26 protein-coding genes and 1 tRNA gene are annotated in these 26,970 nt (G+C 70.5%); 9 read left to right on the forward strand and 18 right to left on the reverse strand.

Translation table 11 applies throughout. The features are described from left to right. Together ABZE72_RS06065 and ABZE72_RS06070 are read right to left on the reverse strand one after the other, a co-directional pair. On the reverse strand, nucleotides 1-927 hold a 927-nt coding region (locus ABZE72_RS06065), incomplete at its 3' end, for an alpha/beta hydrolase (protein WP_372728127.1). Between the two features lie 34 nt (nucleotides 928-961). Then, nucleotides 962-2,254: an ATP-binding protein gene (locus ABZE72_RS06070; protein ID WP_372728128.1), complete on the reverse strand. Its 1,293-nt coding sequence runs from the start codon at nucleotides 2,252-2,254 to the stop codon at nucleotides 962-964. A gap of 84 nt (nucleotides 2,255-2,338) precedes the next feature. On the opposite strand from ABZE72_RS06070, the gene ABZE72_RS06075 reads away from it, so the two are divergent. The 3 genes from ABZE72_RS06075 to ABZE72_RS06085 all read left to right on the forward strand — a co-directional run bounded on the left by ABZE72_RS06075 (nucleotide 2,339) and on the right by ABZE72_RS06085 (nucleotide 6,225). Continuing rightward, on the forward strand, nucleotides 2,339-4,504 hold the full coding sequence (locus ABZE72_RS06075; protein ID WP_372728129.1) for an RNA degradosome polyphosphate kinase: 2,166 nt from the start codon (nucleotides 2,339-2,341) through the stop codon (nucleotides 4,502-4,504). Nucleotides 4,505-4,602: 98 nt separating this feature from the next. Next, the gene (locus ABZE72_RS06080; RefSeq protein WP_372728130.1) at nucleotides 4,603-5,220 is read left to right on the forward strand and encodes a DUF47 domain-containing protein; all 618 of its coding nucleotides are present in this window, start codon (nucleotides 4,603-4,605) and stop codon (nucleotides 5,218-5,220) included. A 3-nt stretch (nucleotides 5,221-5,223) separates the two neighbouring features. Beyond that, the gene (locus ABZE72_RS06085; RefSeq protein ID WP_372728131.1) at nucleotides 5,224-6,225 is read left to right on the forward strand and encodes an anion permease; all 1,002 of its coding nucleotides are present in this window, start codon (nucleotides 5,224-5,226) and stop codon (nucleotides 6,223-6,225) included. A 159-nt stretch (nucleotides 6,226-6,384) separates the two neighbouring features. On the opposite strand, the gene pstB is transcribed toward ABZE72_RS06085, so the two are convergent. The 5 genes from pstB to ABZE72_RS06110 form a co-directional block, all read right to left on the reverse strand. Further along, nucleotides 6,385-7,164 carry a phosphate ABC transporter ATP-binding protein PstB gene (pstB, locus tag ABZE72_RS06090; protein WP_372728132.1) on the reverse strand — a complete coding sequence of 260 codons (780 nt, stop codon included), beginning with the start codon at nucleotides 7,162-7,164 and terminating at the stop codon, nucleotides 6,385-6,387. Nucleotides 7,165-7,178: 14 nt separating this feature from the next. Beyond that, nucleotides 7,179-8,234 (reverse strand): phosphate ABC transporter permease PstA, encoded by a 1,056-nt coding sequence (gene pstA, locus ABZE72_RS06095; protein ID WP_372728133.1) that lies wholly within the window; start codon nucleotides 8,232-8,234, stop codon nucleotides 7,179-7,181. Beyond that, nucleotides 8,231-9,163 (reverse strand): phosphate ABC transporter permease subunit PstC, encoded by a 933-nt coding sequence (gene pstC, locus ABZE72_RS06100; RefSeq protein WP_372728134.1) that lies wholly within the window; start codon nucleotides 9,161-9,163, stop codon nucleotides 8,231-8,233. The genes pstA and pstC overlap by 4 nt, the downstream gene beginning before the upstream one ends. A gap of 85 nt (nucleotides 9,164-9,248) precedes the next feature. Continuing rightward, a complete protein-coding gene (locus ABZE72_RS06105; protein ID WP_372728135.1) occupies nucleotides 9,249-10,355 on the reverse strand; it encodes a phosphate ABC transporter substrate-binding protein PstS in 1,107 nt (368 codons plus the stop codon). 199 nt (nucleotides 10,356-10,554) lie between these two features. Beyond that, nucleotides 10,555-11,466, reverse strand: coding sequence for an NUDIX domain-containing protein (locus ABZE72_RS06110; RefSeq protein WP_372728136.1), 912 nt, complete (start codon nucleotides 11,464-11,466; stop codon nucleotides 10,555-10,557). A 42-nt stretch (nucleotides 11,467-11,508) separates the two neighbouring features. Between ABZE72_RS06110 and ABZE72_RS06115 the strand changes: the two genes are divergently transcribed. Then, the gene (locus tag ABZE72_RS06115; RefSeq protein ID WP_372728137.1) at nucleotides 11,509-12,561 is read left to right on the forward strand and encodes a hypothetical protein; all 1,053 of its coding nucleotides are present in this window, start codon (nucleotides 11,509-11,511) and stop codon (nucleotides 12,559-12,561) included. Between the two features lie 72 nt (nucleotides 12,562-12,633). Here the strand turns inward: ABZE72_RS06115 and ABZE72_RS06120 are convergent, their stop codons facing one another. From ABZE72_RS06120 to ABZE72_RS06165, 10 genes are all read right to left on the reverse strand, one after another. Continuing rightward, a complete protein-coding gene (locus ABZE72_RS06120; protein WP_372728138.1) occupies nucleotides 12,634-14,319 on the reverse strand; it encodes a ribonuclease J in 1,686 nt (561 codons plus the stop codon). Between the two features lie 55 nt (nucleotides 14,320-14,374). Continuing rightward, a complete protein-coding gene (locus tag ABZE72_RS06125) occupies nucleotides 14,375-15,949 on the reverse strand; it encodes a peptide chain release factor 3 (protein ID WP_372728139.1) in 1,575 nt (524 codons plus the stop codon). Between the two features lie 53 nt (nucleotides 15,950-16,002). Further along, nucleotides 16,003-17,580, reverse strand: coding sequence for an ABC transporter permease (locus ABZE72_RS06130; RefSeq protein WP_372728140.1), 1,578 nt, complete (start codon nucleotides 17,578-17,580; stop codon nucleotides 16,003-16,005). After that, nucleotides 17,577-18,470 carry an ATP-binding cassette domain-containing protein gene (locus ABZE72_RS06135; RefSeq protein WP_372728141.1) on the reverse strand — a complete coding sequence of 298 codons (894 nt, stop codon included), beginning with the start codon at nucleotides 18,468-18,470 and terminating at the stop codon, nucleotides 17,577-17,579. Before ABZE72_RS06135 ends, ABZE72_RS06130 begins: the two co-directional genes overlap by 4 nt. A 72-nt stretch (nucleotides 18,471-18,542) precedes the next feature. Beyond that, nucleotides 18,543-20,783: a heavy metal translocating P-type ATPase gene (locus ABZE72_RS06140; RefSeq protein ID WP_372728142.1), complete on the reverse strand. Its 2,241-nt coding sequence runs from the start codon at nucleotides 20,781-20,783 to the stop codon at nucleotides 18,543-18,545. Then, on the reverse strand, nucleotides 20,776-20,982 hold the full coding sequence (locus ABZE72_RS06145) for a heavy-metal-associated domain-containing protein (RefSeq protein WP_372728143.1): 207 nt from the start codon (nucleotides 20,980-20,982) through the stop codon (nucleotides 20,776-20,778). The genes ABZE72_RS06140 and ABZE72_RS06145 overlap by 8 nt, the downstream gene beginning before the upstream one ends. Nucleotides 20,983-21,017: 35 nt before the next feature. Beyond that, on the reverse strand, nucleotides 21,018-21,311 hold the full coding sequence (locus ABZE72_RS06150) for a metal-sensitive transcriptional regulator (RefSeq protein WP_372728144.1): 294 nt from the start codon (nucleotides 21,309-21,311) through the stop codon (nucleotides 21,018-21,020). 73 nt (nucleotides 21,312-21,384) lie between these two features. Continuing rightward, the gene (locus ABZE72_RS06155; protein ID WP_372728145.1) at nucleotides 21,385-21,531 is read right to left on the reverse strand and encodes a hypothetical protein; all 147 of its coding nucleotides are present in this window, start codon (nucleotides 21,529-21,531) and stop codon (nucleotides 21,385-21,387) included. A 224-nt stretch (nucleotides 21,532-21,755) separates the two neighbouring features. Continuing rightward, nucleotides 21,756-21,959 carry a cold-shock protein gene (locus ABZE72_RS06160; RefSeq protein WP_122818838.1) on the reverse strand — a complete coding sequence of 68 codons (204 nt, stop codon included), beginning with the start codon at nucleotides 21,957-21,959 and terminating at the stop codon, nucleotides 21,756-21,758. A 426-nt stretch (nucleotides 21,960-22,385) separates the two neighbouring features. Continuing rightward, nucleotides 22,386-23,450, reverse strand: coding sequence for a DUF3179 domain-containing protein (locus tag ABZE72_RS06165; RefSeq protein WP_372728146.1), 1,065 nt, complete (start codon nucleotides 23,448-23,450; stop codon nucleotides 22,386-22,388). A gap of 188 nt (nucleotides 23,451-23,638) precedes the next feature. Here ABZE72_RS06165 and ABZE72_RS06170 point away from each other — a divergent pair, with 188 nt between their 5' ends. From ABZE72_RS06170 to ABZE72_RS06185, 4 genes are read left to right on the forward strand one after another with little or no spacing between them, the layout of a single operon-like run. Further along, a complete protein-coding gene (locus ABZE72_RS06170; protein WP_372728147.1) occupies nucleotides 23,639-24,196 on the forward strand; it encodes a redoxin family protein in 558 nt (185 codons plus the stop codon). A gap of 1 nt (nucleotide 24,197) precedes the next feature. After that, complete coding sequence (locus ABZE72_RS06175) at nucleotides 24,198-25,079, forward strand: cytochrome c biogenesis CcdA family protein (protein WP_372728148.1); 882 nt, start codon at nucleotides 24,198-24,200, stop codon at nucleotides 25,077-25,079. Next, nucleotides 25,076-25,906 carry a Crp/Fnr family transcriptional regulator gene (locus tag ABZE72_RS06180; protein ID WP_372728149.1) on the forward strand — a complete coding sequence of 277 codons (831 nt, stop codon included), beginning with the start codon at nucleotides 25,076-25,078 and terminating at the stop codon, nucleotides 25,904-25,906. Before ABZE72_RS06175 ends, ABZE72_RS06180 begins: the two co-directional genes overlap by 4 nt. Nucleotides 25,907-25,915: 9 nt before the next feature. Further along, nucleotides 25,916-26,203, forward strand: coding sequence for a hypothetical protein (locus ABZE72_RS06185; protein WP_372728150.1), 288 nt, complete (start codon nucleotides 25,916-25,918; stop codon nucleotides 26,201-26,203). On the opposite strand, the gene ABZE72_RS06190 is transcribed toward ABZE72_RS06185, so the two are convergent. Beyond that, on the reverse strand, nucleotides 26,186-26,659 hold the full coding sequence (locus tag ABZE72_RS06190) for an acyl-CoA thioesterase (protein WP_372728151.1): 474 nt from the start codon (nucleotides 26,657-26,659) through the stop codon (nucleotides 26,186-26,188). The two genes, ABZE72_RS06185 and ABZE72_RS06190, sit on opposite strands and share 18 nt — an antisense overlap. 174 nt (nucleotides 26,660-26,833) lie before the next feature. On the opposite strand from ABZE72_RS06190, the gene ABZE72_RS06195 reads away from it, so the two are divergent. Continuing rightward, nucleotides 26,834-26,909, forward strand: a tRNA-Lys gene (locus ABZE72_RS06195). Nucleotides 26,910-26,970 lie beyond the last annotated feature (61 nt).

The following is a 26,970-nucleotide window of genomic DNA, read 5'->3' on the forward strand; positions in this document are numbered from 1 at the left end:
CTCGACCCGGACCCCGGCCTCGGCGAGCTTGCGCGCGTAGGCCTCCCCCTCGTCGCGCAGCGGGTCGAAGCCGGCCGTCACGACGTACGCCGGCGCGAGGCCCGACGGCAGGTCGGCGAAGAGCGGCGAGACACGCGGGTCCCGCGGGTCCTGGCCGTCGACCAGGTAGCTCTGGTTGGCCAGCTCCATGAACCGGGTGGTCAGGTAGAAGCCCTCGCGGAACAGCTCGTAGCTCGGCGTCTCGTGCAGCGCATCCGTCATCGGGTAGACCAGCAGCTGGAAGGCGAGCGGTTCGCCCCGATGAGCGGCCGCGATCGCCACGAGAGCCGCCAGGTTGCCGCCGGCCGAGTCCCCACCGACCGCCAGGCGAGCGCGGTCGGCCCCCAGGGTCTCGGCGTGCGAGACAACCCAGGAGTACGCCGCCACCGCGTCGTCGTACGCCGCGGGGAACGGGTCCTCGGGACCCATCCGGTAGTCGACCGCGACGACCCGGACTCCCGCCCGCTCGGCCAGGAACCGGCAGGAGGCGTCGTGGGAGTCGAGGTCGCCGTACATGAAGCCGCCGCCATGGAAGAAGACCAGCAGCGGGCCGACGTCCGGGGCGCCCTCGGGGACGTAGAGCCGGCCCGGCAGGTCGCCCAGCTTCAGGTCGCGCACCGTGCCGATCGGCTGCGTCCCACCCGCCATCGCGCTGTGGTGCAGCACCGCCAGGCGACCCTCGGGGATCGGCAACGTCTCGGCGCCCGGCACCCTGGCGACCCGCTGCAGCCGCAGCGAGAGCTGGAGGTCGGTGGCGAGCTGTTGGCCGTCCATCACCACCGGGGGCCCGGCCAGCAGCCGCATCAGACGCTCGGGCAGGGCCAGTGCGGTTCTGAGGCTGAGGGCCTCGACGCGGGAGCGGGCGGTGGCGAGGGGGGAGTCGGTCACCCGGGCAACCTATCGCCCGCGCCGATCGTGTGACTCAGAGACGAAGCTCGGCGACGAAGACGCGACGCTCGCCGGGCAGCGTCTCCGACTGCACCAGCAGCTCGACGGGGATCTCGGTGCCGTCGGCACAGAGCACCGGCACCGTCACCGGCCGCCCGAGCAGCGGCGCGCGCCCCGTGGAGAGGTGCAGGGTGAAACCGGCCAGGTGGGCCTGGTGGAAGCGCTCCGGGATGATCGCGACCAGCCGCCTCCCGACCAGCTCGTCGGCGTCTGCGTAGCGCAGGATGTCGAGCGCGGAGCCGCTGACGGCGACGATCCGGTTGGTGTCGTCCGCGGCGACCAGCGCCTTCTGCGAGAGGCTGACGGTCTCGGGCGACCAGGTCAACGGCAGTCTGGCGGTGGCGGGGGCCGCCTCGCGCGCATGGGTCCACGGCGACGGGGCCCCACCGCCGCTCTGGCGCTCGATCTCGCCGCAGATCCAGCCGCGGAAGGCGCGGATCTCGGGCTGGGTGGGCGGCGTCAGGAACTCGCCCGCCTCCGCGAGTTGCAGGGCAGCATCCAGCGTCCGCTCCAGGACCCGGAAGTTCTCCAGGGCCGCCACCGGGATCGAGAGCACCTCGCGCGGGCTGGAGACGCCCGGCTCGATCGCGTTGGCCATCAGCTCCTCGGCGTCCTCGACCAGACCCGGGTCGGGCAGCTGCTCCCCGAGCAGGGCGACGGCCTCGCTGGCCGCCGCGTGGTCCTGCAGAACCGCCGTCGACTCGTCGTCCAAGGAGAAGAGCAGGTGCTCACGCAGCAGGGACGCGACGTGCTCACGCCACGCCACGTGCAGCAACAGCGGGACGTTGAGCAGGACCACCTCGACGGTGTTGGCCCCACGCGGACGACGCCCGTCGCGGCGCGGGGCGTCGGGCTCGACCGCCACGGCCTCGTTCTCGTAGTCACCGGTCTCGAGCTCGAACCACACCGTCTTGCCGTCGCCGCGCGAGTGGGCGCCCCAGCGTTGCACCATCCGCTGCAGCATCCGCAGGCCGCGACCGGTCCCGGAAAGGGTCGCGCCGTGCCGCAGGACCGGGAGCTGCGCGCTGCCGTCGCCGATCTCGACGCGCAGCCCGTCCTCACCGACGCGAGCCGTCACGTCGATGGGGGTGCCGGCGTGGACCAGCGCATTGGTCACGACCTCGCTGACCAGCAGCTCGGCGGTGTCCACCAGGTCCTCGCGGCCGGCCATCGCCAGCTCGTCGCGAATCAGCCTGCGCGCCTCCCCGACACTGGACGGGTGTGGCCGCAGTCTGCGGTAGACACCCAGACCAGACGAAGATTTCACGCCACCGTTGTACCCCATCCAGTACGGGTCAACCCGCATTGCTCCACGAGATGGGCTGTCCGCGGCGGATGTCACACTGGCCTCATGCACCAGGAGACCGCCGCCACCCCCCTCGCCGTACCCCCCGACGAGCCTGCCGGCGGCGACACCTTCGACGTCGAGCCGCCGTACGTCCCCGACCACGAGGCGCTCGCCGCCGTGGAAAAGTACGACGACCGCTTCCTGGACCGTGAGCTCTCCTGGCTGCACTTCAACCAGCGGGTCCTCGAGCTCGCCGAGGACGAGACGCTCCCGCTGCTCGAGCGGGTGCGCTTCCTGGCCATCTTCACCAGCAACCTCGACGAGTTCTTCATGGTCCGGGTGGCCGGCCTGAAGCGTCGGATCGCAGCCGGGGTGGCCGTGCGGGCAGCCTCGGGGCTGCTGCCGCGGGAGGTCCTCGAGCAGATCTGGACCGAGTCGCGCGCCCTGCTGGAGCGACATGCCCGGCTCTTCCGCGAGGTGATCGTGCCGGCGCTCAAGGAGGAGCGCATCGAGCTGGTCCGCTGGGACGAGCTCGACAAGGAGGAGCAGAAGTACTGCAAGAAGCTCTTCAAGGAGCGGGTCTTCCCGGTCCTGACGCCGTTGGCGGTCGACCCGGCCCACCCGTTCCCCTACATCTCGGGGCTCTCGCTCAACCTCGCGGTGCTGGTGCGCAACCCCAAGACCGGCAAGGAGCACTTCGCCCGGGTCAAGGTCCCGCCGATCTTCAACCGCTTCGTCCCGCTCGACAACCAGCGTTTCGTGCCGCTGGAGGACGTGATCCGCGAGCACCTCAAGCGGCTGTTCCCCGGCATGGAGGTCCTGGAGGTGCACTCGTTCCGGGTCACCCGCAACGAGGACCTCGAGGTCGAGGAGGACGACGCCGAGAACCTGCTCGCCGCGCTGGAGAAGGAGCTGCTGCGACGGCGCTTCGGCCCGCCGGTCCGCCTCGAGGTGGAGGAGTCGATCGCTCCCCCGGTGCTCGACCTGCTGATCTCCGAGCTGGGTGTCACCGAGGACGAGGTGTTCCGGCTGCCCGGCCCGCTCGACCTCCGGGGCCTGCACGGCATCGCCGACCTCGCCCGCGAGGACCTCAAGTACCCGGCCTTCGTGCCCACCACGCACCCGAAGCTGGCCGAGGTCGAGTCGTCCGCACCGGTGGACGTCTTCAAGGCCACCCGGCGTCACGACGTGCTCCTGCACCACCCCTACGACTCGTTCGCGACGAGCGTGCAGCGCTTCATCGAGCAGGCGGCCGCCGACCCGCACGTGTTGGCCATCAAGCAGACGCTCTACCGCACCTCCGGCGACTCCCCGATCATCGACGCCCTGGTCGACGCCGCCGAGGCCGGCAAGCAGGTGCTCGTGATCGTCGAGATCAAGGCGCGCTTCGACGAGCAGGCGAACATCCGCTGGGCGCGGAAGCTGGAGCAGGCCGGCTGCCACGTGGTGTACGGCCTGGTCGGGCTGAAGACCCACTGCAAGCTCTCGATGGTGGTCCGTGACGAGCCCGACGGCATCCGTCGCTACACCCACATCGGCACGGGCAACTACAACGGCAAGACCGCCCGCAGCTACGAGGACCTCGGGTTGATCACCACCGACGAACGGATCGGCGAGGACGTCGCCCACCTGTTCAACAACCTGAGCGGCTACTCGCGCAACGCGTCGTACGAACAGCTGCTGGTGGCGCCGGACTCCGTCCGCACCGGCCTGATCGACCAGATCCACCAGGAGATCTCACACCACCGGGCAGGTCGACCCGCCCGGATCAGGATCAAGGCCAACTCGGTGGTCGACGAGGCCATCATCGACGCCCTCTACCTCGCCTCGCAGGCGGGCGTGGAGGTCCAGATGCTGGTGCGCGGGATCTGCTCGCTGCGCCCCGGGGTGCCCGGGCTGTCGGAGACGATCGAGGTCCGATCGGTGCTCGGGCGGTTCCTCGAGCACAGTCGCGTCTTCTGGTTCGAGAACGGTGGCGAGCCCAAGGCCTGGCTGGGCTCGGCCGACATGATGCACCGTAACCTCGACCGACGGGTCGAGGTGCTCGTCCGCCTGCCCGGTGAGGAGGATCTCGCCGCCATCGCCGGTCTGCTGGACCTCGCCTTCGACCCGGACACCAGCGCCTGGGTGCTGGGCCCGGAGGGCACCTGGACCAGCAACGACGGCACCAAGCACCTGCAGGAGTCGCTCATCGAGCACCAGCGACGTCGTCGCGCGGGTGGCGGCTGAGACCGCGTCCAGACGGGCGGCGGAGCGGGGCTGGACAACCAGGCGCGCGCACCCCCTAGCATGAGCGCGTTCTCCCCCTGCCCGATCAGGAGTCCCCCGTGCGTCTGAAGTTCCGCCCGATCGACGCGACCTTCTACGACCTCTTCAGCGAGGCCGCCCAGCATCTGGTGGGCGGTGCCGAACTGCTCACCGAGATGCTCAGCGACACGGCCGACCGCGAGGACGTGGCCCGTCGGATGCGCGAGGCGGAGCATGCCGCCGACGAGACGACGCACGCGATCGTCCGGCGGGTGAACAGCACCTTCGTGACGCCGTTCGACCGGGAGGACATCTACGCGCTGGCCTCCGGTCTGGACGACGTGATGGACATGATGGACGAGGTCGTCGACCTGATCCTGCTCTACGAGGTCGCCGTACTGCCGCCGGAGCTGTCCGACCAGGTCGAGGTGATCCAGCGCTGCGCCGAGATCACGGCCGAGGCGATGCCCGACCTGAAGTCGATGAAGGGCCTCGACGAGTACTGGATCGAGATCAACCGACTCGAGAACGTCGGGGACCGCAACCACCGCCGGATGCTGGCCCACCTGTTCAGCGGTGAGTACAAGGCGATGGAGGTGCTGAAGCTGAAGGACATCGTCGAGTCGCTGGAGAGCGCGATCGACGCCTTCGAGTCGGTGGCTCACACGGTCGAGCAGATCGTCGTCAAGGAGTCCTGACCGGTGGAGCTCGCGATCATCGTCGCGGTGGTCGTCGTTGCCCTCGTCTTCGACTACACCAACGGTTTTCACGACGCCGCCAACGCGATCGCGACGTCCGTCTCCACCCGCGCGCTGACCCCGCGGGTGGCCCTGGGGTTGGCCGCGGTGATGAACTTCGTGGGTGCGTTCCTCGGCCAGAAGGTCGCCACCACGGTCTCGGAGGTGATCGATCCTCCGTCCGGCACGAGCGGTCTCGTGGTGGTGATGGCGGGTCTGCTCGGGGCGATCGCGTGGAACATGATCACCTGGTACTACGGCTTGCCCTCGTCGTCCTCGCACGCGCTGATCGGCGGCCTGGTCGGCGCCGCGCTCGCCTCCGCCACCTGGGTCAACTGGTCCAAGGTGATCGACAAGGTCGTGATCCCGATGATCGTCTCGCCGATCTTCGCGTTCTCGTTCGCCTTCGTGGTGATGGTGGCGATCATGTGGATCTTCCGTCGGGTGTCCCCGTCCCGGGCCAACCGCGGCTTCAAGCTCGCCCAGACCGCCTCGGCCGCCGCCATGGCGCTCGGCCACGGGCTGCAGGACGCGCAGAAGACGATGGGCGTGATCTTCCTGGCGCTGCTCACCGGCGGGTACGTCGCCCAGGGTGACGGCTTGCCGTTCTGGGTGATCGCGTCGGCGGCCGCGGCGATCTCGCTGGGCACGTACGCCGGCGGCTGGCGGATCATGCGCACGCTCGGACGCCGGATCATCGACCTCGACCCGCCCCGGGGTTTCGCCGCCGAGTCGGTGGCCGCCTCGGTGCTGTACACCACGGCGTACGCCTTCGAGGCGCCGATCTCGACCACGCACACGATCACCTCGGCGGTGATGGGCGTCGGCGCCACCAAGCGTTTCTCGGCCGTCCGCTGGGGGGTGGCCCGCTCGATCGTGACCGCCTGGGTGCTGACCTTCCCGATGGCCGGCCTGGTGGCCGCGTCGCTCTACTGGATCCTGAAGTTCGTCTTCCAGCTCCCCTGACCTGCCACTTGTGGTTGCTCACAAACAGCCCACCTGCCACTTGTGGTTGCTGAAATGCCGCCGACCCGTCAGTTCTGGTGGCCAGAAGTGACGGGTCGGTAGGTATAAAGCAACCACACGGGGCAGGTCAGCGGCCTTGCGGCAACCACAAGTGGCAGGTCAGCCGAAGCGGCCGGAGATGTACGCCTCGGTCGACTCGTGGTCGGGGGTGGTGAACATCTTCTCGGTCGGGTTGAACTCGACCAGGTGGCCGGGCTCGCCGGTCGCCTTGAGGTTGAAGAAGCCGGTGTCGTCGGAGACCCGCGCCGCCTGCTGCATGTTGTGGGTCACGATCACGATCGTGTAGTCCGACTTGAGGTCGTGGATCAGGTCCTCGATGGCCGATGTCGAGATCGGGTCGAGCGCCGAGCACGGCTCGTCCATCAGCAGCACCTGCGGCTCGACCGCGATCGCACGGGCGATGCACAGCCGCTGCTGCTGACCACCCGAGAGACCCATGCCGGGCTTGTTCAGCCGGTCCTTCACCTCTGCCCACAGGTTCGCGCTCTTGAGCGCACGCTCGACGATGTCGTCGGCCTCGGACCGCTTCAGCTTCTTGGCGTTCAGCCGGTTGCCGGCCAGCACGTTGTCGTAGATCGACATCGTCGGGAACGGGTTCGGCCGCTGGAACACCATCCCGATCTGACGACGTACGGCGACCGGGTCGACCGAGGGGTCGTAGAGGGACTGACCGTCGACCATGATCTTGCCCTCCACGCGCGCCCCCGGGATCACCTCGTGCATCCGGTTGAGCGAGCGCAGCATGGTCGACTTGCCGCACCCCGACGGGCCGATGAACGCGGTCACCGAGCGCGCCTTGATGGTCATGCTGACACCCTCCACGGCGAGGAAGTCGCCGTAGTAGATGTTCAGGTCCGAGACGTCGATGCTCTTGGCCATGTCCAATATCTCCTTCAGCGCCCGGTCTTGGGGGCGAAGATCTTTCCGATGACGCGAGCCAGGAGGTTGAGCACCATGACGATGATGATCAGCACCATGGCGCCGGCCCAGGCGTAGCTCAGGCCCTTGTCGGTCGAGGTCGTGTACTGCGTGTAGATGAAGACCGGCAAGGTCATCATCCGCCCGTCGAACAGGTTCGTGTTCACCGAGTCGGTGAAGCCCGCCACCACGAGCAGCGGCGCCGTCTCACCGATCACCCGCGAGATCGCCAGCACGACACCGGTGACGATGCCGCCGAAGGCGGTCGGGATGACGACGCCGACGATCGTGCGCCACTTCGGCACGCCCAGGGCGTACGACGCCTCGCGCAGGTCGTCGGGCACCAACCGCAGCATCTCCTCGGTGGAGCGGACCACGGTCGGGATCATCAGCAACGAGAGCGCGACCGCACCCCCGAAGCCGAAGCGCACGGCGGGGCCCAGGATCAGCACGAAGAGCGAGAGAGCGAAGAGGCCGGCCACGATCGAGGGGATGCCGGTCATCACGTCGACCAGGAAGGTCAGCACGCGCGCGAGCCGCTTCCCCTTGCCGTACTCGATCAGGTAGATCGCGGCGAAGATGCCCACCGGCACCGAGATCAGGGTCGCCATGCCGGTGACCAGCAGCGTTCCGATCAGGGCGTGGTAGAGCCCGCCCTGGTCGTCGCCGATCACGTTGCGCATGGAGTAGGTCATGAACTCCGGGCTGAGCACCGGGGCGCCGTTGGTCACGACGGTGACCAACAGCCAGGCCAGCGGGAGCAGGGCCGCGCCGAACGCCGCCCAGACCAGCGTGGTGGCCAGCCGGTCGACCGCCGAACGACGACCCTCGACCGTGTAGGCCCAGAGCGGGAGACCGACCGTGAAGGCGGCCACCCCGAGGAAGACGGCGAGCGCGAGCGAGGTCCCGATCAACAGGCCGAACGCGGCCACGGCGACGGCCATGACACCGATCAGCACGGGCGCCCACTTCGGCAGGCGCGGGCCCGTCAGGGCGATGGCAGCGGGGCGCTGCTCCTCGACGACGGTCATCGGCCCATCCTCCGCTCACTGCGCCCGGCGATGTAGCGAGCCAGGAAGTTCACCGCGAACGTGAAGGCGAACAGCACCAGGCCGGTGGCGATCAGGACGGCCTGCTTGTCCGGGCTGGCCTCCTTGTAGTTCACCGCGATGTTGGAGGCGATCGTCGCCGGGTTGTCGCTGGAGATCAGGTTGAGGGTCACGATCGGCGAGGCCGAGAGCACCATCGCCACGGCCATCGTCTCGCCCAGGGCCCGGCCCAGGCCGAGCATCACGGCCGAAACCATGCCGGAGCGCGCGTAGGGGAAGACGGCGAGCCGGATCATCTCCCATCGGGTGGCACCCAGGGCGAGCGCCGCCTCCTCGTTGAGCCGCGGCGTCTGCGCGAAGACCTCACGGCAGATCGCGGTGGTGATCGGCAGGATCATGATCGCCAGCACGACACCGGCGGTGAGCAGGGTGCGACCGGTGGCGGACGGCGGGCCGGCGAAGAACGGCAGGAAGCTGAGGTGCTCGTGCAGCCAGCCCTGGACCGGTCGGATGCTGCCGGCCAGGACGCCGCCGCCCCAGAGGCCGTAGACGACGCTCGGTACGGCGGCCAGCAGATCCATGATGTAGGCGACCGGGGCCGCGATCCGCTTCGGCGCGTAGTGCGAGATGAACAGCGCGATCGCGATCGCGAACGGAACCGAGATGACCAGCGCGAGGACCGCGGCGAGCGTCGTCCCGTAGACCAGCGGGCCGACGTACCCCAGGAAGGTCGTGGCCGGGCGGTAGAACGACTCGTCGACCGAGAGGCCGGGGTATCCCTCGATGGCGAGGAAGACGAAGACACCCGCCAACGCCAGCATGATGGCGCCACCGGAGGTGACGGCCAGGCCGGCGAAGACGCGGTCGCCGAAACGGCGAGGCGGCTTCTGGTGTGACACGGGGGCTGACACAGGACTCCTGACGAATCAGACACGATTGTGCGGCGGCCCGGTGAGGGGCCGCCGCACAACGGCGGGCTTCGTGACGAGCACGACCCTACTTGGCCGAGATCGACTCCACGAGAGCCATGGCCTCTTCCTGGATCGAAGCCTCCAGCGGAGCGGAGCCGGCCTCACCGGCGGCGGCCTCCTGGCCCTCCGTCGAGACGACGTAGGTCAGGTAGCCCTTGACCAACTCGGCGTCGTCGGCCGAGGCGTACGTCGAGCAGGCCAGCAGGTACGACACGAGCAGGACCGGGTAGGCGCCCGACTCGGTGGTCGCCCGGTCCAGCTCGAGGGCCATGTTGGACTCGGAGGCGCCCTCGACCCGCGGGGAGACCGCAAGGACCTTGGCGGCGCCCTCGGCGGACGGGGTGTTGAACTCGTCGCCGACCTTGACCGCGACGACGCCGAGGTCGCCGGCGGCGCTGTCGTCGGCGTAGCCGATGGTGCCCTGACCGCTGCTCACGGCACCGACCAGGCCGGAGGTGCCGTCAGCGGCCTCGCCGCCCTTGATCGCAGCCGGCCAGAGACCGTCGGGCTCGTGGGACCAGGCGCCGTCGGAGGCGGCCTCGAGGTACTTGGTGAAGTTCTCCGTGGTGCCCGAGTCGTCCTGGCGGTGCACCGGCGTGATCGTCATGTTCGGCAGGTCGACGCCGTCGTTCTCGGCCGCGATCGCCGGGTCGTTCCACTTCGTGATCTTGCCGGCGAAGATCTTCGCGATCACCGGAGCGGAGAGGTTCAGCGAGTCGATGCCGTCGAGGTTGAACACGACCGCGATCGGGCTGACGTAGGCGGGGATCTGGATGACGTCGCCGCCGCAGCGCTTGTCGGCCGCGGCCAGCTCGCCCTCCTCGTCGCTCAGCGCCGCGTCGGTGCCGGCGAAGAGGTACGCCTCGGAGATGAAGTTCTCCCGGCCGCTGCCGGAGCCGACCGGGTCGTAGTTGACGGTCGCGTCGGGGTTCTCCCCCTGGAAGCCGGCGCGCCAGGCGGCCTGGGCCTTCTCCTGCGAGGAGGCGCCGCCGCCGGCGATGGAACCGGAGAGGCCCGAGCCACTCTCACCGTTGGAGCCGCCCGCCTCGTTGCCTGCTGCGCACGAGGACAGGGCAAGGGTCAGGGCGGCGATACCGGGCACGAGGGCCCGGCGGATGGAAGTGCGGTTCACTTCGTGTCTCCTGGTGTCTGTGGAGTGCTGACGTCCGAGAACGTAGGCAGCCGAAGTGACCGGTTCGGCGGCCGTCGGTGAACGCGGGGTGAACTCGCCCCGTCCACCGGACCCCGCTGAGGCGGGAACGAGACGACCATCACATGAAATCGGCCCGGGAGCCTTGACAGGGCCGACCGCGAGCATCGACCTCTCGACCTCAGACGCCGTGCCGTTCCAGCGCCACGATCCGGCCCTTGCGCACGTGCGCGACGATCATCTCGGCGGTCTCCAGCTGCGGCTCCAGCTCCGCGACCCCCAGCGCGTCGAGGACCGCGGGCAGCACCGGCCGGTGCGTGCACAGGACGCCGTTGTCGTCGCCCTCCACCAGCGCCTCGACGGCCGCGGTCACGCCCTCCGGCGTCGACCCCTCCTCGCTGACGGCGTCGCACTCCTCCAGACACAGGCCGGTGGCATCGACGTACGGGTTCACGGTCTGCAGGCAGCGCTGGTTCGGCGAGCTGACCACCCGGGTCACGCCGTACGCCGCCAGCAGCGGGACCAGCTGCTCGGCCTGGCGGCGGCCCGCCTCCACGAGGGGGCGGCGCCGGTCGTCGCCGGTCCAGCTCTTCCGCGTCTGGGCGCTGCCGTGGCGCAACACCACGACCGCGTGGGTGGCCTTGCGGAGCTTCTTCGCCTCCCGCAGCGTGTCGACGTCGTGCTCGTAGGTCAGCCGCTCCAGCGCCTGGTCGTAGGGCACCCACTCGACGGCGTCGATCTCGTCGTTCAACGGGTAGCCCGACACGTCGTCGTCCCCGACCACCCGGCCGACCCAGTAGTGCACGCTCTTCATCCGGGCGCCGTTGGGGTAGCGCTGCGAGGCGAGTGGTGCCCCCAGGCGGACCCGTACGCCGGTCTCCTCGGCGACCTCGCGCACCGCCGCCGTGGTGCGGTGCTCGCCGGGGTCGAGCTTGCCCTTGGGGAACGACCAGTCGTCGTAGCGCGGGCGGTGCACGAGCAGCACCTCGCGGCCCGGCCGGAAGACCACGACCCCGGCCGCCTGGACGTCGGAGAACATGGTCCTCGTCTGGGGAGTCGTGGGGGCCTGCTGCGCCACCCGCTTCTGGGCCATGCCGCTAGTCTCACACCACCCCGATGCGGAACAGGAGCCCAGGTGTCGAAACGTCTCACGACCGGGGTCGTGGCAGCTCTCGTCGCCCTCACCCTGATCGCCGTCCTCGGCACCCTGTGGTGGCGCGAGGCCCACCGGAGCGACTTCCAGCGGGCCGCGGACCTGGTGCCCGCGGACTCCGAGCGACTCTCCTGGACCGACTGGGGCAGCGTCCGCGACCAGCTCGACGTCCGACTGGACGCCGACTCCTCGGTCAACGAGGTCAGCGACTTCCTGGCGCAGGGCTACGACGCCGACCTGACCTCCACCTCGGCGCTGGTCGAGTCCGCACCGGTGATGCAGGCGCGCTTCGGCTTCTCCCCGGCGACCGTGGACTGGGAGATCTTCAGCCAGTCCAGCAACGGCGCCGTGGTGATCGTGCAGCTGCCGGACGGCACCGACTTCGACGACCTGGGCGACCGGATCGAGGCCTTGGGCTACAGCCGTCCCTCCGACGAGGCCGGCGTGTGGCGCGGCGGGGACGACCTGCTCACCACGATCGGGCCGAACCTCACCCCCGAGCTGCAGTACCTCGCGCTCGACGAGGGGCAGGGCCTGGTGCTGAGCAGCGACAACGCCGCGTTCCTCGACACGGCCCTCGACCAGCTCGGGGACGGGGTCGAGGGCGACCTCGCCGAGGTCGTCGACGCCTCCGCCGACGCGCTCTCCGCCTCCGTGTACGACGGCACCTACACCTGCACCGCGCTCGCGATGAGCCAGGCCGATGAGGCCGACCAGGACCAGGCGGCCGAGCTGCTGGAGCAGGCGGGCAAGGTCAACCCGATCCGCGGGTTCGCGATGTCGGTGCTGCCCGGGGGCGACGTCCGGGTCGCGATGGCGTTCGAGAACGACGACCAGGCGGTCACCAACGCCGACACCCGCGCCGTCCTGGTCGCCGGCCCGGCGCCGGGGCAGGGCGGCGACTTCACCGACCGGTTCCGGGTCGACGCGGTCACCGCCGAGGGCCGGATCGTCCGGTTCGACCTGGTCCCCCGCGAGGGCGCCTACGTCCTGTCGGACCTCAGCGCCGGCCCGGTCCTCTTCGCCGCCTGCTGACGACGTACGACGACCCGGGTCCGAAGCTCCGGACCCGGGTCGATCGTGTGCTGCTCAGCTGATCGGCGACGCTCAGGCGTCGATGACGATCGGGATGATCAGCGGGCTGCGGCGGAAGGTCTTGTGCGACCAGCGGCTGATGTCGCGGCTGATCATCTGCTCCAGCTGGTGGGCGTCGCCGATGCCCTCGGAGGCGGCCCGGGCGAGGGTCCGCTCGATGACCTGGACGGCCGGGTCGAAGGCCTTCGGCTCGTGCACGAAGCCACGGACCAGGAAGTCCGGCGGGTCGGCCAGCTTGCCGGTGTCGGCGTCGACGATGGCGAGGACGGTGACGACACCCTCCTCGGCCAGCGTGCGCCGGTCCTTCAGGGTGGCCTCGGTGACGCCGCCGACCTGCTGGGCGTCGACGAAGACCAGCCCGGCCTGGACCTTGCCGGTGATCTTGGCGTGACCGTCGACCAGGTCGACGACGACGCCGTCCTCGGCGAGCACGACGTTCTTCGGGTCCATGCCGGTCTTGATCGCCAGGTCCGCGTTCGCGCGCAGGTGGCGGTACTCGCCGTGCACGGGCATCACGTTCTTGGGCTTGATGATGTTGTAGCAGTAGACGAGCTCGCCGGCGCTGGCGTGACCCGAGACGTGCACCTTGGCGTTGCCCTTGTGCACGACGTTCGCACCCCAGCGGGTGAGCCCGTTGATCACGTTGGAGATGGCGTTCTCGTTGCCCGGGATGACCGAGCTGGCCATCAGGATCGTGTCGCCCTCGCCGACCCGGATCTTGTGGTCGCGCGCGGCCATCCGGGACAGCGCGGCCAGCGGTTCGCCCTGCGAGCCGGTGCAGATCAGGGTGGCCTTGTTGGCGGGCAGCCGCTCGAGCTGGTCGAGCGGCACGATCAGGCCCTCGGGCACGTTGAGGTAGCCGAGGTCCTGGGCGACGCCCATGTTGCGGACCATCGAGCGGCCCACGAAGGCGACCTTGCGGCCGTGCGCGTGCGCGGTGTCGAGGACCTGCTGGATGCGGTGCACGTGACTGGCGAAGCTGGAGACGATCACCCGGCGCGGAGCGGTCCGGAAGACCTGCTCGATGGCCGGGGTGAGCTCGCGCTCGGAGGTGGTGAAGCCGGGCACCTCGGCGTTGGTGGAGTCGGTCAGGAAGAGGTCGACGCCCTCCTCGCCGAGGCGGGCGAAGCCGCGCAGGTCGGTGATCCGCTGGTCCAGCGGGAACTGGTCCATCTTGAAGTCGCCGGTGTGCAGGACCAGCCCGGCACCGGTGCGGATGCCGACGGCCAGACCGTCGGGGATGGAGTGGTTGACCGCGAGGAACTCGAGGTCGAAGTTGCCGAGCGTGGTCTTCGCGCCCTCCTTGACCTCGCGGAGCTCGGGACGGATCCGGTGCTCCTTCAGCTTCTCCTTGATCAGCGCCAGGGTCAGCTTGGAGCCGATCAGCGGGATGTCGGCGCGCTCACGCAGCAGGTAGGGCACGCCCCCGATGTGGTCCTCGTGACCGTGGGTCAGCACGACGGCGACGACCTTGTCGAGGCGGTCCCGGATCCAGCTGAAGTCGGGCAGGATCACGTCGACGCCGGGCTGGTGCTCCTCGGGGAAGAGCACGCCGCAGTCGACGATCAGCAGCTGGCCGTCGTACTCGAAGACGGTCATGTTGCGACCGATCTCGCCGAGCCCGCCGAGGGCGACGACGCGGAGGCCGTTCTTCGGCAGCTTCGGGGGCTTCTGGAGTTCTGGGTGCGGGTGGCTCATGGGTGTTCTGTCCCTTTCCGGGAGTCAGCGCGTCATGCGCAAGGTGGGCGAGGGTCTAGCTGCCACTGGCAGGCAGAGCCTCGAGGAGAAGATCGGGATGGTCGCGGGTCACCGAACGGACCCGCCAGATGTCCGGGAAGAGCGCGAGCAGGGTGCCGTCGGAGCGCTCGAGCACCTCGACCTGGCGGACGCCGGCGAGGATCTCCGCGCCCGCGGCGTCGGTACGGCGGGCGACGCTGTAGGCGAGCGACTCCAGCTTGACCGGGGCCTTGAACTCGGCCTCCATCCGGGCCACGACGACCTCGAACTGCATCGGCCCGACCGCGGCGAGCACCGGGTTCTGCGCTCCGCGCAGGTCGGAGCGGAGCACCTGGACGACGCCCTCCTGGTCGAGCTGCTCGATGCCGCTGCGGAACTGCTTGTAGCGGCTGGTGTCGGCGGCCCGGCAGGTGGAGAAGTGCTCGGGGGCGAAGCTCTCGATCGGCGGGTAGCGCACCGGCTCGCCGGCGTAGATCGTGTCGCCGACGCGCAGGGAGGAGGCGTTGACCAGGCCGATCACGTCGCCGGGCAGCGCCAGCTCGACCGAGGAGCGCTCGCGCCCGAAGACGGCCTGGGCGTACTTGGTGGCGAAGGGGCGACCGGTGCCGGCGTGCGTGACGACCATGCCGCGCTCGAAGACGCCCGAGCAGACCCGGGCGTAGGCGAGCCGGTCGCGGTGGGCGGAGTCCATGCCGGACTGGACCTTGAAGACGAAGGCGCTGAAGTCGCCGTCGACCGGGCGGACCACGTCGTCGAGGCCGGGCGAGTCCGAGGGCGGCGGGGCGAGCTCGAGCAGAATCTCGAGGAGCTGGGCGACACCGAAGTTCTGCAGGGCGGAGGCGAAGAGCACCGGGGTGGTCTCGCCGGCCAGGAAGCGCGTCTGGTCGTGGTCGGCGTCGTCGGCGCTGAGCAGCTCGTGCTCCTCGGTGGCGCTCTCCCACGCCTCCCCGGCCACCTCGGCGGCCTCGTCGGCGTCCATGTGCTTCTCGGGCGCCCGGGTGGCGCCGCCGGCGGTCCGGGTGAACTGGATGAAGCCGCCGCTGCGGCGGTCGAGGACGCCGCGGAAGTCCCCGGAGACGCCGACCGGCCAGGTCAGCGGGGTCGGCTTGAGCTTGATCTGCTTCTCGATGGAGTCCATCAGCTCGAGCGGGTCGAGGCCGGGACGGTCCCACTTGTTGATGATCGTGATCACCGGGATGCCCCGGTGGGCGCAGACCTGGAAGAGCTTCAGGGTCTGCGGCTCGAGGCCCTTCGCGGCGTCGACCAGCATCACGGCCGAGTCGACGGCGGAGAGCACCCGGTAGGTGTCCTCGGAGAAGTCCGAGTGACCGGGGGTGTCGACCAGGTTGACCACGTGGTCGCGGTAGGTGAACTGCAGGGCGGCGGAGGTGATCGAGATGCCGCGGGCCCGCTCCATCTCCATCCAGTCGGAGACGGTTCCCCGGCGCCCGGCCTTGCCGTGCACGGCGCCCGCCTCGGAGATGACCGCCGCGTGCAGGGCGAGCGCCTCGGTGAGGGTCGACTTCCCGGCGTCGGGGTGGCTGATCACCGCAAACGTGCGTCGGGGTCGGGGGTCGTCGTGAACTGCCATGGCGGCCCAACCTACCGCCGTGCGCGGGTCGGCCCCGAATCCCCGGGGTGCGGTCAGGCCACGTCGCGGCGCCGCAGCCCCATCACACCCAGCACCGCCAGCGCGAGCGCCAGCGCCAGCACCGTGAACGTCGGCACCGCGGCGAACGGCTCGACCGGCATCAGCGGCAGGTGGTCATACGGCGAGAGGGCGTTGAGCCAGTCGGGGAACTTCAGCAGGGCGCTGAGGTAGACCTGCACGAAGACCCACGCCACCAGGGCGTACGACGCGAGCGTGCGGCGCGGCCACCAGCCGGTCAGCAGGACCGCGATCCCGGCGAGCACCAGGGTGCCCGGGACCTGCACGACACCGGCGGCGACGATGCGCCCGAAGCCCGCCGACTCGGCCCCGGTCAGCCAGAACCCGATGGCGGCGGCCAGCGCCCCGAGGACCATCAGCCCGACCGTGGTCACCAGGGTGACGGTGAGCGAGCCCACGGCCCACCGGGACCGCGACAGTCCGGTCGAGAGCAGCGCCTCCGCGCGCCCCGCGGCCTCCTCGCTGTGCAGCCGGTTCACGGAGGCGACCGAGTACCCGGCGACCGCCACCGCCATCAGCGCGAACATCGTGGCCAGGAAGGCGTCCGCCGGACTCCCCCCGGTCAGCGCGAAGAACTGCTGGAGCTCCGGGTTGGACTCGAGCATCTCGTTGACCTCGGGGCCGACCGTGCCCGCCAGCGCTCCGAACAGCACCAGGCCGACCGCCCACCCGACGACGCTGCCGCGCTGCAGGCGCCAGGCCAGCCCGACACCGGTGCTCAGCGAGGGGCGGGCCCGTTCGGGGCCGGGTCGGGGGTGCAGCAGGCCGCCGCCGGTGTCGCGGTGGGCGGTCAGCCAGGCAGCGAGCAGGAAGAGCACCGCGGCCAGCAGCACGAGCGGCACCAGGACCCACCAGCGAGCGGCGCCGTACGGCTGGGCCATCAGGGCCCATCCCAGCGGGGAGAGCCAGGTCAGCGCGTTCTCGGCGACGTCCCCGATCCCACGCACGACGAAGAGGACGGCCAGCACTGCGCCGGCCATTCCCCGGGCACTGCGGGCGGAGACCGTGATCTGCGCGGTGACCGCGGCCACCGCGGTGAAGACGAGCCCGGTCGCCGCGAACGTGGCCCCGTGCAGGACCGAGCCGGCCACCTCGAGATCGCCGACGACCAGCAGCACGGCGTCCACCACCCCGAGCACGAGGGAGGCCGCCGTCGCGACGATCATCGCCGCGGCCGTGCCGGCGTGCCGACCCAGGACCGTGGCCCGCAGCAGCTCGGCCCGGCCCGCCTCCTCCTCCGCGCGGGTGTGTCGCACCACCAGGAAGATCACCATCAGCGCGATGGCGATCAGGCCGGTGACCGACACCTCGTACGACGTGATCGCGCCGACGTTGTCGAGGCCGTCCGGCCGCCCGCTGAGCAGCCTGGTGGCAGCCGAGTCGGCGACCCGGGCGTAGCCGGCGACCGCTTCGGGCGTGGTGTAGAGCCCGGGCACCAGCAGGGCGGTGGCGCCGGTGAGCGCGCCCAGGGAGACGATCCAGATCGGCAGGCGGATCCGGTCGCGGCGCAGGATCAGTCGGGTCAGCTGCCAGGTGCCGGTGAAGGAGCTCATGAGGTCGCGTCGTCGTCGTAGTGCCGCAGGAAGAGCTCCTCCAGGGTCGGCGGGTGGGCGGTCAGGGACAGCACCCCGGCCCGGCTCAGCAGCGCCATCGCCGCGTCGAGGTGGTCGGTGTCGACGTCGAAGGTGACCCGGCCGTCGTGGATGGTCGGCCGGTGCACCCCGGCCAGCGCCTCGAGCCCCTCGACCGGGCTCGCGGTCTCCGCGACCACGGTGGTGCGGGTTAGGTGGCGCAGGTCCGCCAGGGTGCCGCTCTGCACGACCCGGCCGGCCCGGATGATGCTCACCTTGTCGCAGAGCGCCTCCACCTCCGCGAGGATGTGGCTGGAGAGCAGCACGGTGGCGCCGTCGGCGAGCGCCTCGTGCACGCAGGCCTGGAAGGCCGCCTCCATCAGCGGGTCCAACCCGGCGGTCGGCTCGTCGAGGAGGAGCAGCTCGGCGCGCGAGGCCAGGGCTGCCACCAGGGCCACCTTCTGCCGGTTGCCCTTGGAGTAGGTCCGGGCCCGCTTGCTGGGGTCGAGCTCGAAGCGTTCGATCAGCTCGGCACGCCGCGCCTCGTCCAGCCCCCCGCGCAGCCGTCCCATCAGGTCGATGACCTCACCCCCGGTGAGGTTGGGCCAGAGGTTCACGTCTCCCGGGACGTAGACCAGCCGGCGGTGCAGCGAGGCCGCCTCCCGCCACGGGTCGCCCCCCAGCAGCTCCGCCCGCCCGGAGTCGATGCGCAGCAGTCCGAGCAGCACCCGCATGGTGGTGGACTTGCCGGACCCGTTGGGGCCCACGAAACCGTGCACCTCGCCGGTCTCCACGTGCAGGTCGAGTCCGTCCAGCGCCCGCACGTTCCCGAAGGTCTTCACCACGTCGTCGAGCCCCAGAGCCAGCGTCATACCTCCAACGTAGACCCACCCCGATGCCCGGGGCCGGACATCGGGGCCGGACATCTGGGCCGGACATCGGGTTCAGCGGAAGCGGCGCAGGCGCAGGCTGTTGGTGACCACGAAGACGGACGAGAACGCCATCGCCGCCCCGGCGAGCATCGGGTTGAGCAGGCCGGCGGCGGCCAGCGGCAGCGCCGCGACGTTGTAGGCGAACGCCCAGAACAGGTTGCCCTTGATCGTGCCGAGCGTACGGCGCGACAGTCGCACCGCATCCGCGGCGACCCGCAGGTCACCGGAGACCAGGGTGAGGTCGCTGGCCTCGATCGCGACGTCGGTGCCGGTGCCCATCGCCAGCCCCAGGTCGGCCTGGGCCAGGGCGGCGGCGTCGTTCACCCCGTCGCCCACCATGGCGACGACCCGACCCTCGGCCTGGAGCCGTTTGACCACGTCGACCTTCTCGGCGGGCAGCACGTCGGCGACCACCTCGTCGATCCCGACCTCCGCCGCGACCGCGCGGGCCGCCCGTTCGTTGTCCCCGGTCAGCAGCACCGGCGCCAGGCCCAGCGCGCGCAACCGGTCGAGTCCCTCGGCCGAGGTGGGCTTCACGGTGTCGGAGACGACCAGGACGCCACGCGCCCGGCCCTGCCACCCGACCACGACCGCGGTCCGGCCGGCCGATTGGGCACGCTCCACCGCCGCGGTGAGCTCGGCCGGCACCGACTGACCCTGCTGCTCGAGCAGGCGCGGTCGGCCGAGCACGGTGTCGCGGCCCTCGACCAGCCCCCGGACGCCCAGCCCCTCGAGGTTGGCGAAGTCGGAGACCTCCGGCAGCGGGCCCTCGGAACCGGCGACGACGGCCCGTGCGATCGGGTGCTCGGAGGCGGACTCGAGTGCTGCCGCGACCCGTCGTACGACGTCGGCGTCCTCGCCCTCCGCAGCGACGACGTCCACGAGCGTCATCCGACCGGTCGTCACGGTGCCGGTCTTGTCGAGCACGATCGTGTCGATGCGGCGGGTGGACTCGAGCACCTCGGGCCCGCGGATCAGAATGCCGAGCTGGGCGCCCCGGCCGGTGCCGACCATCAGAGCGGTCGGCGTGGCCAGCCCGAGCGCGCAGGGGCAGGCGATGATCAGCACGGCCACCGCAGCGGTGAAGGCGGCGGTGACCCCTCCCCCGGCCAGCAGCCAGCCGGCGAGGGTGAGCAGGGAGAGGGCGATCACGGCGGGCACGAAGACGCCGGAGACCCGGTCGGCGAGTCGTTGCACCTCGGCCTTGCCGTTCTGCGCCTCCTCGACGAGCCGGGCCATCTGGGCCAGCTGGGTGTCGGCACCGACCCGGGTGGCGCGGACGACGAGTCGGCCCCCGGCGTTCACGGTCGCGCCGGTGACCTCGTCGCCGGGCTCGACCTCAACCGGCACGGACTCGCCGGTCAGCATCGAGGCGTCGACCGCGGACGTGCCGGACGTGACCTGGCCGTCGGTGGCGATCTTCTCCCCGGGCCGGACCACGAAGCTGTCCCCGACCGCGAGCTGCTCGGCCGGGACCATCACCTCCACGCCGTCGCGCAGGACGGCGACCTCCTTGGCCCCGAGCGACATCAGGGCCCGCAGGGCGGCGCCGGCCTGGCGCTTGGAGCGCTTCTCGAACCAGCGGCCGGCGAGCAGGAAGGTGGTGACGCCGGCCGCGACCTCGAGGTAGATGTTCGACAGGCCGTCGGTGCGCTCGACGGTGAACCGGAACTCGTGGGTCATCCCGGGCATGCCCGCGTGGCCGAAGAAGAGCGCGACCAGCGACCAGCCGTACGCCGCGAGCACCCCCATCGAGACCAGGGTGTCCATGGTGGTGCTGCCGTGCCGGGCGTTGGTCCAGGCGGCCCGGTGGAAGGGCAGGGCGCCCCAGACCACGACGGGCGAGGCCAGGGTCAGCGAGGCCCACTGCCAGTTGGTGAACTGCCACGCGGGCACCATCGCCAGGGCGATGACCGGGACCGTGAGCAGGGCCGAGACGACCAGCCGCTGGCGCAGCTCGTCGGCCTCACCGTCTCCCGGTCCGGCGGACACACCGGGCTCGTCACCGACGGGGGCGCTGGCCGGCAGCTCGGCGGTGTAGCCGGCGGCCGCGACGGTGGCCAGCAGCTGCTCGGGGTCCAGCGACTCCGGGTAGGTGACCTTCGCCTTCTCGGTGGCGTAGTTCACCGTGGCCTGCACGCCGTCGAGCTTGTTGAGCTTGCGCTCGATCCGGTTGGCGCACGAGGCGCAGGTCATCCCGGAGATCGCGAGCTCGACGCTCGCGCTCGACGCCGGGGTGACCGTGTCAGACAAGGGAGTAGCCGGCCTCGGAGACGGCCGCCTCGACCCGGTCACGCTCGATCGGCTGAGCGCTGGTGACGGTGACGGTGCCGGTGGGCAGGTCGACGGCGACGTTCTCGACGCCCTCGATCTCGCTGATCTCCTCGGTCACGCTGGCCACGCAGTGGCCGCAGGTCATGCCGGTGACGGTCCAGTCGGTGGTGGTGCTCATCGGTTCTCCTCCGGGTCGGACGTGCGGGTGACGGATCAGGAACGGACCAGGCGGGCGATCGCCTCGACGGCCTCGGCGACCTTCTCGCGGGCCTCGTCGTCGCCGACTCGTGCGGCATTCACGACACAGTGCTGCATGTGCTCCTCCAGCAGGCCGAGCGAGACGGCCTGGAGGGCCTTCGTCATCGCGGAGACCTGGGTGAGGATGTCGATGCAGTACGTCTCCTCCTCGACCATGCGCTGCAGGCCGCGCGCCTGGCCCTCGACCCGGCGCAGCCGCTTGAGGTAGTCGTCCTTGCGATGGAGGTAGCCGTGACCGTGGTCCGTCATGGCACCAAACATACCCCCCTGGGGTATGTCGTTCAAGGGGGAGGCGGTGGCTCTCGACCCCGGACGTGAGCGGTCAGTCGTGGGCGGGTCGGGCGTCGTCCACGCCGAGGATCTGGTCGATCTGGGCGTCGGTCAGCGGATCATCCGCCTCGCTCGCCGCGATGATCAGGTTGGTGGTCAACTCCACCTCACCCAGGAGGTCAGGGTCTTCGAGGCTCACGTCGAACTGATCCCGCACCTGGTCACTCTCCTCTGCCGTCGTGGGTGGTCGGTTGCCACCCGCCCAGCCTGCCCGACGCCTCCAAGAATGAAACGCCCTGGCCCGGAATCTGACCTGTCAGGGGGATCACGTACCCCTCACATGGAAGCGAGGCCCCACCCGAACGGGTGGGGCCTCGCCTGAAGACTTTGGTGGACAGGTGCTGCCCGGTCTTCGTTACGCGATCAGATCGCGCGGACGTTCTCCGCCTGGGGACCCTTGGGGCCCTGCGTGACGTCGAACTCGACCTTCTGGTTCTCGTCCAGGGACTTGTAGCCCTGGGTCTGGATCGCCGAGTAGTGCACGAAGACGTCGTCGCCGCCGTCCTCCTGCGCAATGAAGCCGAAACCCTTCTCGGCGTTGAACCACTTCACGGTGCCTTGAGCCATTGCTCTGTACTCCTATATCGGTGCGAAAGGCCATCACTTCAACGGCCTCGCATCAGATGCGGTGACACGTCGCTCCGACCCTGGATTGGCACCCATGAGAAGAAACGCCGTTGGATCACAAACTCCGCGGGCGTCAGACCTGCTGGAACTTGCACCTGTTGCAACTACGACAGTACCAACTGATCAGCCCGGGACCAGATTCCCGGAGCACTTTTCTTTACGAACCCTCCTGACGGACCCCATGCGGGGTGTCCGCGGGGGCCTCTCGACGCCGCGTTCGAGCCGTCCCGGCGTCGGCCCAGCACGGTGATCTCGGTGGCCACCGTGGCCGTATCCGGGACGCCGGGGATCAGCGCGAGGGATCGTCGGCCACGTGTTCCGGCGAGGAACCGCTGCCTCGGCGTGGTCTCACGCCCTGAGACGGGCTCAGCGGATGAGCTCGGTCTCGGGGTGGAACGTCACCCAGGCGAACCAGAACGTGTCGAGGTGGACGACCGGAGTGAGCCGCTTGCCGGCGAGCGGGCCGGACGTGGCCTGACCCAGGACGTTCCAGCGGGTGCCGGTCTCGGCGTCGCGGAACCCGTTGCCCTGGCGGGCGAAGGTCAGCTCGCGGCCCTTGATCGCGGTCTCGAAGACTCCCACCGAGCCGATGTCGGCGCCCTTGCTGATCGTGCCCGTGTCCAGCGCGGACGACTGCCCGGGCCGGTGCCAGAGCACCACGTCGGTGCCGTCGAGCTCGAGCATCCGGGGCTCGGCGCCCACCAGTGAGCTGCGCAGGACCGCGATGACGTCGTCGCCCCGCGCGAGACCGATCACCCGCTCCTTCACCACCAGGCGGTCGTCCGGGTCCTCGGGCAGGCGGAACGGCACCATGCTGTCGAGGTCGTCGTACCCGAGGTAGGGGTTCTGCCCGTAGGGACGATCGTGGCCGGTCCGCCGGTTCAGCACCAGCGAGTCGCCGAACGCCTCGCGGAACTCCTGCCAGGAAACGACGCCCATCGGGATCGCCGCCAGCTTCTCGCCGGTCAGCACCCCGATCGAGGCCTCGCCGGTGAGCTGGGGCCACAGGGACTCGGTCTGGCGGTCGTACATGACGAGGTTGTCGGCGTAGAGGCGTCCCGACGTGCCGAAGGTGAGCACCCGGCCGCCGACCTCGCGCTCGAAGGCCACCCCGGAGTTGCACAGCGGGCAGTAGGTGACGGCCACGGGCGTGCCGCCGACGGTGTCGTTGACGATCTCGTGCCACGTCATCACCTGCAGTGGATAGGCGCGGGTCTCCGCGCCGACCGTCAACGACATCACCGGCTCGTTGTCGGCCAACCAGTCGACGTCCGCTGCCCGGTCGAAGCGCGGCTCGTCGATGGGCGGGATGCCGTCCGGCGGCGGGCCGCCGTCCAGCACCTGGTCGACGTCGATCAGCGGCTCGGGGAAGGCGGGGTTGCGCATGTTGTCCAGCGCCGAGGGCGTCTCCTCCGGGTCACTGGGCTCCACCTGCGAGGCCTTCGCACCAGGATCGGGGTCGTCCCCGACTCCGGTGCCGCAACCGGTCGCGACGAGCACGAGTGCAACACCCCAGACTCCCCAACGCTGTCTCATCCCCCGAGTGTCGAGCCTGGGCGGGGCCTCGGTCGGTGAGCGCCGTCACGGAAGCGTCATCCGCGGGCGAGCACACTGGAGTCATGACCCACCGAACGCACCGTCGCGCGTCCACGCTGATCAGCCTGGCTCTCGGCGCCGCCCTGCTCCTCGGCGCCTGCTCGTCGGCGGGCTCCGACCCCGCCGACTCGGACGCCGGCTCGGGCTCGGGCTCGGGCGGCGGCGTCTCCGTGGCCGACGGACCGACGGCCGACCTCGACTTCACCGCGCAGACCGTCGACGGCGACAGCTTCGACGGTGGACAGCTGGCCGGAAAGCCGACCGTGCTGTGGTTCTGGGCGCCGTGGTGCTCGACCTGCCGCGCCCAGAGCAGCGCAGTGAGCGCCCTCGCCGAGACGTACGACGGCCGGGTGAACGTGGTCGGGGTCGGCGGGCTCGCCGACTCCTCCGCGATCGTCGACTACGCCCGCGAGGTCACCGCTCCCACCCAGCTGATCGACCCGGACGGCGCGGTCTGGCGACACTTCGGCGTCCGCGCCCAGAGCAGCTACGTGGTGATCGACGCCGACGGCACCGTGGTGCGCGACGGCTACCTCGACGACCGGGTCCTGGCCGACCTGGTCGACGAGCTCGTGGCCTGAGATGCCCGAGGGCTCCGCGGCGATCGCCCTGGGCGCCGGCATGCTGGCCGCCCTCAAACCCTGCGGCTTCGCGCTCTTCCCCGCCTACCTGACGATGCTGCTGCAGACCGAGGACGCAAGCCGGGCACTGGCCGTGGCCCGGGCGGTGAAGCTGACGGCTGCGATGACCGCCGGTTTCGCCGCCGTCTTCGCGGTCTTCGGGCTCGCCATCGCACCGGTGGCCTCCTCGGTCCAGGAGTACCTGCCCTGGTTCACGATCGGGCTCGGCGTGGTCCTGGTCGGCGTCGGGGGATGGCTGCTCGCCGGCCGCTCCCTGACCGGTCCGCGCTCACGGGCTCGGGGTGGTGCCCCGATCACCGGCACGGTCCGCTCGATGTTCGGCTTCGGGGTCTCCTACGCACTGGCCTCGCTGAGCTGCACGATCGCGCCGTTCCTCGCGGTCGTGGTCTCCGCCTTCCGGTCCGAGTCGATGGCAGCCGGAGCCGCTCTCTTCCTGCTCTACGCCGGTGGGATGGGGCTGGTGGTCGGCACCGCCGCCGTCGCCGTGGCCCTGGCCCGGACCTCGCTGGTGGGCCGGATGCGCCGGGCCGGTCGGTTCATCCCGCTGGCCAGCGGGGTGCTGCTGGTCGTGGTCGGTGCGTACGTCGCGTGGTACGGCTGGTGGGAGATCCGGGTGCTCCGCGGCGGTGACGTCGACGACCCGGTCATCGACGTCGCGCTCGACCTCCAGCTGCGGATGGCCCAGGCCGTCGACAGCTGGGGCGCGCCCGACTTCGCGGTGGCGCTCGCGATCCTGGTCGTCCTCGGGGTCGCCACCTCGGGGGCTCGCCGCCTCGGCCGACGGCGTCGCAGCCGCGCACCGCAGGACGCGGAGCACCGGTGAGTCCGCCGCAACGATCCACCGCGACGACCGCCCGGTCGTCGTACTGTGTGGTGGCGGGGCTGGACGGCCCCGACCACCCGGAGATGTCGCCGTGGTCCGGCGGCCGCCGCGAGGAGATGGCTGACGTGGAGCGTCGTGGACAGGCGGCCGACGACCTGTTCTGCATGTCCGAGGTGGAGATCTTCGCCGACCTCTCCCCCACCGAGATGGGGGTGATCGCCGCTGCTGCCCCGATGGCCGAGTTCAGCGCCGGCGAGATGCTCTACTCCCCGCCCGAGCCCGTCGAGCGGCTCTTCATCCTCAAGCGCGGGCGGGTGCGGATCTTCCGCGTCTCCGCCGACGGGCGAGCGCTGACCACCGCGATCGTGACGCCGGGGATGATCTTCGGCGAGATGCTGGTCCTGGGCCAGCAGATGCACGACAACTTCGCCGAGGCGCTCGACGACGTCGCGGTCTGCGTGATGAGCCACGATGACGTACGACGCCTGCTGCTCTCCGACGCCCGGATCGCCGCCAGGATCTCGGAGATCCTGGGCAACCGGGTCGCCCAGCTCGAGCGTCGGCTGAGCGACAGCGTCTTCAAGAGCGTGCCCCAGCGGATCGCCTCCACGCTGTGCCTGCTGGCCGAGGAGCAGCCGCGCCGACCGTTGGCGCGTGGCGTCCAGGTGTCGCTCACCCACGAACAGGTGGCGGCCCTGGCCGGCACGTCGCGGGAGACCGCGACCAAGGTGCTCGGCGAGTACGCCGACCGCGGGTGGTTGCGGCTCGGCCGGGGACGATTCACGATCCTCGACCTGGAGAGCCTCGCGGGCGAGGCGGGCGACTGAGGAGCTGCGATGGCCATCTACGTCGAGACACGGATCCGGGACGCCTCGCACGAGCAGCACGACGCCCTCGATGCCGCCGTGGAGACGGCGATGCGCGCGGGGGGCGGACCTCCCGAGGGGCTGATGGTCCATCTCGCACGACCGGACGGCGACGGCTTCCTGCTCTGCGACGTCTGGCGCTCCGAGGTGGACATGCGGCGGTTCCACGACGCCGTCCTGCTGCCCGCGCTCGCCGAAGCCGGACTGGAGCACGAGTCGCCCAGGATCAGCCCGCTCTGGTCACTCGCCCGACCGTGATCCCGAGCCGGCCGATGCACGCAGGGCGAGCAGGTGCTCTCGGAGCTGCTCGGGCACGGGGGCCTTGGTGGCGTTCGCGTAGGAGAAGGTGACGATCAGCGACTCGCCGTCGGCGGCGACCGCACCGTGACGATGGCTGACAGCCCGGTAGTGCATGACGAACCGGTCCTCGCCGACGTCCCCGATCCGGGCGCCGACGGTCACGGTGTCGGGGTGGGTCAGCGGGATCCGGAACCGGCAGCTCGCCGAGTGCAGGATCGGCCCGACGCCGTCGGACTCCGAGATGGAGCCCAGGCCGAGCTCGGCGAAGCACTCGATCCGCGCGGTTTCGAAGTAGCGGAAGTAGACGACGTTGTTCACGTGGCCCATCGCGTCCATGTCGCCCCAGGCGACCGGGACCTCCACCGTCACCGGGAAGTCGGACAGCAGCTCGGCGATCTGATCCAGGTCGGTCACCGGCACAGGCTAGCGACCCGGAGAGCTACGCGCGCGCCACCGCCACCGGCAGGCCCACGAGCGGGCGCATGGTGCTCAGAAGGCATACTTTGGCTCGCCTGAACGTGGGAGAACCGCACCGGAGCTGTCTTGGGACCGGACCCGAGGGAAGTCCGGGCTGTTGTCCCACCTCCCGGGCCCCTAGCTCAATTGGCAGAGCAGGAGACTTTTAATCTCTTGGTTGTGGGTTCGAGTCCCACGGGGCCTACCAACAGGGGAGCTCCGCGACCGAGGGCGGCGTTCCCAGATCTCAGCACTCCCCTCCCGAGCGC

The organism is Nocardioides sp., assembly GCF_041600255.1.
In the GTDB taxonomy this organism is placed as follows: domain Bacteria; phylum Actinomycetota; class Actinomycetes; order Propionibacteriales; family Nocardioidaceae; genus Nocardioides.

Excerpts from the sequence above, each read along its gene's own strand:
- ABZE72_RS06135 (WP_372728141.1), bottom strand. The coding sequence starts at position 18,470 with ATGACGCTGGCTCTGGGGCTCGACGACGTGGTGAAGACCTTCGGGAAC.
- ABZE72_RS06160 (WP_122818838.1), bottom strand. The coding sequence starts at position 21,959 with ATGGCTCAAGGCACCGTGAAGTGGTTCAACGCCGAGAAGGGTTTCGGC.
- pstB (WP_372728132.1), bottom strand. The coding sequence starts at position 7,164 with ATGGCCAAGAGCATCGACGTCTCGGACCTGAACATCTACTACGGCGAC.
- ABZE72_RS06175 (WP_372728148.1), top strand. The coding sequence starts at position 24,198 with ATGCCCGAGGGCTCCGCGGCGATCGCCCTGGGCGCCGGCATGCTGGCC.
- ABZE72_RS06110 (WP_372728136.1), bottom strand. The coding sequence starts at position 11,466 with ATGGCCCAGAAGCGGGTGGCGCAGCAGGCCCCCACGACTCCCCAGACG.
- ABZE72_RS06145 (WP_372728143.1), bottom strand. The coding sequence starts at position 20,982 with ATGAGCACCACCACCGACTGGACCGTCACCGGCATGACCTGCGGCCAC.
- ABZE72_RS06170 (WP_372728147.1), top strand. The coding sequence starts at position 23,639 with ATGACCCACCGAACGCACCGTCGCGCGTCCACGCTGATCAGCCTGGCT.
- ABZE72_RS06125 (WP_372728139.1), bottom strand. The coding sequence starts at position 15,949 with ATGGCAGTTCACGACGACCCCCGACCCCGACGCACGTTTGCGGTGATC.
- ABZE72_RS06075 (WP_372728129.1), top strand. The coding sequence starts at position 2,339 with ATGCACCAGGAGACCGCCGCCACCCCCCTCGCCGTACCCCCCGACGAG.
- pstA (WP_372728133.1), bottom strand. The coding sequence starts at position 8,234 with ATGACCGTCGTCGAGGAGCAGCGCCCCGCTGCCATCGCCCTGACGGGC.
- ABZE72_RS06130 (WP_372728140.1), bottom strand. The coding sequence starts at position 17,580 with ATGAGCTCCTTCACCGGCACCTGGCAGCTGACCCGACTGATCCTGCGC.
- ABZE72_RS06185 (WP_372728150.1), top strand. The coding sequence starts at position 25,916 with ATGGCCATCTACGTCGAGACACGGATCCGGGACGCCTCGCACGAGCAG.
- ABZE72_RS06150 (WP_372728144.1), bottom strand. The coding sequence starts at position 21,311 with ATGACGGACCACGGTCACGGCTACCTCCATCGCAAGGACGACTACCTC.
- ABZE72_RS06120 (WP_372728138.1), bottom strand. The coding sequence starts at position 14,319 with ATGAGCCACCCGCACCCAGAACTCCAGAAGCCCCCGAAGCTGCCGAAG.